The sequence below is a fragment of the Brachyspira catarrhinii genome (assembly GCF_005518285.1).
Taxonomy (GTDB): Bacteria; Spirochaetota; Brachyspiria; order Brachyspirales; family Brachyspiraceae; genus Brachyspira; species Brachyspira catarrhinii.
Genome location: NZ_SJDU01000133.1, coordinates 1 through 5,851, shown reverse-complemented (window position 1 = coordinate 5,851; position 5,851 = coordinate 1). Strand labels below are relative to the sequence as shown.

Genomic DNA, 5,851 nt, shown 5'->3' with positions numbered 1-5,851 from the left:
AATTAAATATAAATAATATAAAAATCAAAAATATAATTTTTTTCATAATCAATAACTCAATATATTTGCGCTCGGTTGATGACAATAATCTATCGTGATGCTTTCCCCGTTTACGCTCTGAACAAATATTTTTCCGTAATAATTATTATCGTTTCCTTCCGTTATCTTAACTAAATATAATCTCTGCACTGTAACGGTGAGAGAAGCGCTTCCGTATCCGTCAGTTGGAGGAACGGTTATATCGTTTAAAGAAGTTCCTCCCGTCATTTGAATAGTTCCGTTTGCAACATTTTGAAATTGCAAATTTCCAGCAGTCCCAGATAAAACGGCTAATTGTCTACCTCCGCTTGTAATAGTGCTTCCCGAACTTATAGTTTGATTCGAAGATTCTGGGCGAGGAGTAGCCATCTTTACATAATTATCGTAATAATAATAACTTTCAGCTTGAGGCGTTATTTGATAGGCGCTTACCCATACATATATAGGAATTCCGTTTTGCAATTGAGATTCCGTAAGAGTCAGCACCTCTCCGCTTCCTTCCGAGTAATAGCCTCTCGGTTCTATCGTAAAAGTATATGTGTTTATATTTTGAGATGCGCCGACTATGATTGTAGGGCGGGATTTTTGAGAATTATACAATCTATACCTTTGAGGATTTACGCTATCTCCGAAATATATATTATAACCGCTAAACGCTGGCTCGTTATTTTGAGCTTGAAATTCAACGGTCACGCTATTATTTCCCGGGATAAGTTTTGTAATGAAAGGCTGATTCATTTCCTGCACTATACTTGTCACATCGGGAAGTCCGCATGATACTACCGCTATAATATTTAATATAAATATAAAATTTAATAAACTTTTCATTATGTTAATTATAGTATAAACAAAAAAATTATTCAATAGTTTTTATTCGATTATTTATTCGTGCTTCCGAAACCGCCTTCGCCTCTAACCGATTCGGATAAACTTTCAACCTCTTCAAATTCGACTTTTTCCACTTTTGAAAATACTATTTGAGCGATTCTATCTCTAAAATTAATGGTAAAAGGCTCTTCGCTTAAAGACGCCAATATGATTTTTAACTCTCCTCTATAATCGCTGTCTATAGTGGCGGGAGAATTTAGACAAAATATTCCATGCTTTAAGGCAAGCGAACTTCTGCTCCTCACTTGCGCCTCGTATCCTTCTGGTATTTCCAAATATAATCCCGTTGGAATTAAAACTATATCGTTTTTTTTCATTATTATAGGCTCTTCCACATTCGCATGCAAATCCAAACCAGACGCTCCCGCCGTTTGATATTTCGGCAAAGGATTTTTAGATTTATTAATTATTTTTATTTTAATCATAAATATTTTTCCTTATATTTTAAATTATCGGAATAAAAATGAAATCGCCATTATAATAATAAGCGCCGTTATTCCCTGAACCAAAGTAGCCAAAGTTCTCGCCTTATAAGCGTCTTTTATTTTCAAGCCCGAAAGCTCGACAACTATCCAAAAATAACTGTCGTTTGCATGAGAGACAACCATCGAACCCGCTCCGATTGCCATTAAAACCAAAACTTGCGATATTACCGTAGTATGTCCCAAAGTTTCCAAAAACGGAGCGAATACCGTAGCGACAGTCACAACCGCTATTGTTGAAGAACCCAAAACTATTTTTATTAAAGAAGATACCGCGAAAATAAATATAAGTCCCAAACTTGCGGAAGGAATTATATTATTTAACTGCGGAATATAATTTACAAGTTCTGTAGATTTTAATACTTCGGCAAACGCTCCGCTCGCGCCGACTATCGCCAATATTCTTCCCGAACTCGCTATGCCGTCTCCAATCCACATATGAATTTCTTCTTTATTGAATTTACGAGTAAGAGAAAGCGAACATAAAAATCCGACAAACAAAGCCATAGAAGGTTCGCCCAAAAATATAAACACTTTTTTAATCAAATCGTTTAATTCTATAGGAAAAAATCTAACAATACTTCCAAACGCCATTAATATTATCGGGACAAAAATTGGAGCGAAAGATTTATAAGCAGACGGAAGCTCTCCAATATCGCTAATCAAAGTTTCGTAAGTGGGAGATTTGTCGACATAATTCGGTTTTTGAATATATTTTGAAATAAATATTCCGTAAAAAGCTCCGACTAACGAAGTTGGAATTGCCACAATCAAACCTATAATAATTACGGCGAGTAAATGTCCTTTCAAATCGAATAAATTAACGACCGCCGCTGGTCCGGGAGTAGGGGGAATTAAGGCATGCGAGGCGTAAAGTCCCGTGGATAAGGCAATTGACAAAGCTACGGGAGACGCTCCCGTTTTTTTGGCGACTACTTTTCTTAAAGGAGTCAAAATCAAATAACCCGAATCGCAGAAAACGGGAATCGAAACTATAAAGCCGAGTATATTCATTGCAATCGCGGGATGGTATCTGCCGACTATTTTTATAACGACTTCGCCCATTTTTAAAGCCGCCCCCGACATTTCGAGTATATTTCCTATAATGCTTCCCAATACGATTATTACTCCCACATTTGAAAGCGCATAACCGAAACCTTTTCCTATTAAAGCGGATATTTCGGTAATCGAGTCCGCTTCTTTACTTGACGGAACATGCAAAGTGAAAGCCAAGAATATTGCGACTAAAATCATAGCGATGAAAGGATGAGCTTGAAACTTTATAGTCAAAATCATAAGCATAGCTATGGATATGATAAGCATAATTATTGAAAAATAACTAATCATTAAATATCCTCAAAAAGTAATTATTTTATAAATTTTATTTAAGTTTTTTATATTTCTTCTTCTGGAACTTCGGCGTGAATATAACCTTCTTCAAAAAAATCAATCAATTCTTTTTCGGCGCTTTTGGCGGTTTCTTCCAATTTTTCGTCTTCGTATTCTATTTCGAGTATCAAATTCGCTCCTTGAAAAGCACCGAGTCCCATTATATTAAATACGCTTTTTGCATCGGCTCTCACTCCGTTATAAAGCAAAAATATTCCGATATCCGAATATTCCGATTTGCTCGATATTTGAGACAAAATTCCCGCGGGTCTTAAATGCATGCCGTTTTTACTTTTTATGGTTACAACATTCGTTAATGTCATAATGAAATAATCCAAATTTATTATTTATGTTTTAATTATATAATATTATTTATAATTTTCAATATAAAAATATATTATAATTTTTTCTTAATAATCTTTTTACTAAAAATATTTATAAAAGATAAAAAATCTTCATTCTTAAAAATTATATTTGCAATGCAATAAATAATTATTCCAACAAATATTATTAGAAAAACTTTTAATATGAAAATAATTTTTGAATATTGTGGAGCGGATAAAAAATAATATTTTAAAGAAAAAACCGACATTCCCATTAATAGACTCGATAAAAAAGTTTTGAAAATTCCGATTTTTTTATTTATTATGGTTTTTGTTTTCATTTTTTTCATTAATAAAATATACAATATGCAAAATGAGATTATATTTGCCGATACGCTTGAAATTGAAATTCCTATTATATCGAAATTAAAAATATAAACGCATAAATAATTGCTTAAAGCATTTATGACAAAAGAAAAAAAAGCCGTATAAACGGGAGTTCTCATGTCTTTCATAGCGTAAAACGATTGAACGATTATTCTATAACTTGCTACAAAAAATAAAGATACCGATAAATATCTTAAAGCGTTTGAAACCAATAAAGTTGAATTGGAAGAAAAAGCTCCGTATTGAAAAATTGTCTCTACGATTTCTTTTCCTAAAATAATAAATCCGAAAGTAGCGGGAACGGTTATCAAAGCGACTAATCTTAAAGAATAACCCAAAGTGTCTTTCGCCTCTTCTTTTTTTCCATCGACTAATAATTTGCTTAAAGTTGGAAGCATAACGGTTGCGATACTCACGGCAAAAACTCCCAAAACGAATTCATGTATTCTGTTTGCGAAAGTTACCGCCGAAACTCTGCCTTCTCCAATAGCTCCAGCGAATGCGGTGGAAACGAGCAGATTGATTTGATAAATACTCGCTCCAAAAATTCCAGGCGCAAAAAGTTTTATCATTTTAATAACATAAATATCTTTAAAATAAAAATAAGGCTTAAAACTAAATCCTAACTTTTTGACGAATGGCATTTGATAAAAAAATTGAACGAATCCTCCGATTAAAACTGCAATACTAAAAACATAAGACATATTTTCAAAAACATTTGGGAAAAAGAAATAAAAAATTAAAGCCGTAGAAATTATAACGATATTAAGCAAAATCGGACTCGCCGCCGAAATCGAATAATATCCTCTTATATTTAAAATTCCCTGCATCAAAGCCGCCAAAGAAATAAACAAAAGATAAGGAAACATTATTCTTGACAGATTTGTAGCCAAATCGAGAGCTTCTTTATCGGCAGATTTATATAAAAGTTTGATGAGTAGGGGAGAGATTATTATTCCGATTAAAACGATTATGATTAATATTAAAGTTAAAAGCGTAAAAATTGCCCTAAAAAATTTTTTCGATTCGTTTTTGCCTTTTTCTTTTTCAAGTTCGGTAAACACGGGAATAAAACTTGCAACCATATTTCCTTCTGCAAATAGTCGCCTTAATAAATTTGGAAGAATAAAACCAATTGCAAAAGCGTCCGCTATGAAAGTAGTTCCTAGCAACGCCGCTTGTATTTGGTCGCGAACGAGTCCGAATAATCTGCTTATTGCCGTCACAACTGACATTTTGAGCGATGATTTTGCGATTTTTGATTTTATTTTTGTATTATCCGAATTTTCCTGCATAAAAATCTCTAAAATGGTTTGTTACATTATATATATAAAATAGTGTGTTGCAAGCCCTTATATAGATTGCTTCGGCAGTAGCCTCGCAATGACAATGATTATTTCGTCATTGCGAGATTTATTTATAAATCGAAGCAATCCAAGTCTATTATAACAAGGGGTTGCAACCCCTTGCGTTAACAATTCAAAGATAGGCACACAAGGGGTAACTACCCCTTGTTATTAGGAAAGTTAACAAATTCTAAAACTTAAGTATTCGGTTTTTTTGATTACTTCACCTTATTCACAATGACGATTTTTATTCCAATCAAAATATCTAATCAAAATATTAGTATTGTCGATATATTATATAACTATATTTAAAGGCGTATTTTAATTTATGCAAAGTAAAAAATTCAAGATAAAGGAAGAAAAAGCGACTATTCTCGATATAAAATCCGCGGTTTCTATCGCTTTATTTAGCGGAGAGTTAAACAATAGAGATATAGAAATTGATACGGATGTCAGAAGGGCTATTACTTATAATAAAATTATATTCGAGGATTTGTCGAAAAGACTATTTTCTTATTATAACAGTAGAGAAGATAAAAAAAATAAATTAAAAGAAATATCGCTTGTAAGAGCGCTTAAAAAAAATCCTAATTTACTAAATAAAGAAAGAATTTATTATATAGAAAATCCAAACGATAAAACTTTTGAATTCTTAAACGATGTTTTGGATAAAGAAAAAAAAGTGAGAGGCTACAGCGAATATATTTTATTTTCTCTCTTTAATAATTATTTTGACTATATAAAAAATTAATAGTTTTAATATTTAAATATATTCGATTTTTTAATGCATTAGGATTTTGTTATGAAGAAAATTATTATTGTTTTTATTATATTTTTTAGTTTATTTAATTTATCGTTCGCTCAAAATTTAGCTCCGAGCGGAAATGTGAATTTAGACAGAGAATTTTTTAACGCAGAAAAATTATTCTTTCAAAAAAAATATAATCTATCTCGAGAGGCTTTTCTTTTATATTTGAAAAAAAGACCGCTTTCTACA

At 32.0% G+C, this 5,851-nt stretch carries 7 protein-coding genes; 2 read left to right on the top strand and 5 right to left on the bottom strand.

Annotation, left to right across the window (positions count from 1 at the left end):
- Positions 1 to 48: 48 nt before the first annotated feature.
- The 5 genes from EZH24_RS06290 to murJ all read right to left on the bottom strand — a co-directional run bounded on the left by EZH24_RS06290 (position 49) and on the right by murJ (position 4,803).
- On the bottom strand, positions 49 to 867 hold the full coding sequence (locus tag EZH24_RS06290; protein WP_137998282.1) for a hypothetical protein: 819 nt from the start codon (positions 865 to 867) through the stop codon (positions 49 to 51).
- Positions 868 to 917: 50 nt separating this feature from the next.
- On the bottom strand, positions 918 to 1,352 hold the full coding sequence (dut, locus tag EZH24_RS06285) for a dUTP diphosphatase (protein ID WP_137998281.1): 435 nt from the start codon (positions 1,350 to 1,352) through the stop codon (positions 918 to 920).
- Between the two features lie 24 nt (positions 1,353 to 1,376).
- Positions 1,377 to 2,756: a GntP family permease gene (locus EZH24_RS06280; RefSeq protein ID WP_137998280.1), complete on the bottom strand. Its 1,380-nt coding sequence runs from the start codon at positions 2,754 to 2,756 to the stop codon at positions 1,377 to 1,379.
- Positions 2,757 to 2,803: 47 nt separating this feature from the next.
- Complete coding sequence (locus EZH24_RS06275) at positions 2,804 to 3,121, bottom strand: HPr family phosphocarrier protein (protein ID WP_137998279.1); 318 nt, start codon at positions 3,119 to 3,121, stop codon at positions 2,804 to 2,806.
- A 74-nt stretch (positions 3,122 to 3,195) separates the two neighbouring features.
- Positions 3,196 to 4,803: a murein biosynthesis integral membrane protein MurJ gene (gene murJ, locus EZH24_RS06270; RefSeq protein WP_137998278.1), complete on the bottom strand. Its 1,608-nt coding sequence runs from the start codon at positions 4,801 to 4,803 to the stop codon at positions 3,196 to 3,198.
- A 379-nt stretch (positions 4,804 to 5,182) separates the two neighbouring features.
- Between murJ and EZH24_RS06265 the strand changes: the two genes are divergently transcribed.
- Entirely contained in the window at positions 5,183 to 5,605 is a 423-nt protein-coding gene (locus EZH24_RS06265) for a hypothetical protein (RefSeq protein ID WP_137998277.1), read from the top strand.
- Between the two features lie 51 nt (positions 5,606 to 5,656).
- Positions 5,657 to 5,851, top strand: a 195-nt coding sequence (locus EZH24_RS06260) for a hypothetical protein (RefSeq protein ID WP_137998276.1), incomplete at its 3' end; no start/stop codon positions are given.

Coding starts and splice junctions, on each gene's coding strand:
- EZH24_RS06290 (WP_137998282.1), bottom strand. CDS start 867: ATGAAAAGTTTATTAAATTTTATATTTATATTAAATATTATAGCGGTA.
- dut (WP_137998281.1), bottom strand. CDS start 1,352: ATGATTAAAATAAAAATAATTAATAAATCTAAAAATCCTTTGCCGAAA.
- EZH24_RS06280 (WP_137998280.1), bottom strand. CDS start 2,756: ATGATTAGTTATTTTTCAATAATTATGCTTATCATATCCATAGCTATG.
- EZH24_RS06275 (WP_137998279.1), bottom strand. CDS start 3,121: ATGACATTAACGAATGTTGTAACCATAAAAAGTAAAAACGGCATGCAT.
- murJ (WP_137998278.1), bottom strand. CDS start 4,803: ATGCAGGAAAATTCGGATAATACAAAAATAAAATCAAAAATCGCAAAA.
- EZH24_RS06265 (WP_137998277.1), top strand. CDS start 5,183: ATGCAAAGTAAAAAATTCAAGATAAAGGAAGAAAAAGCGACTATTCTC.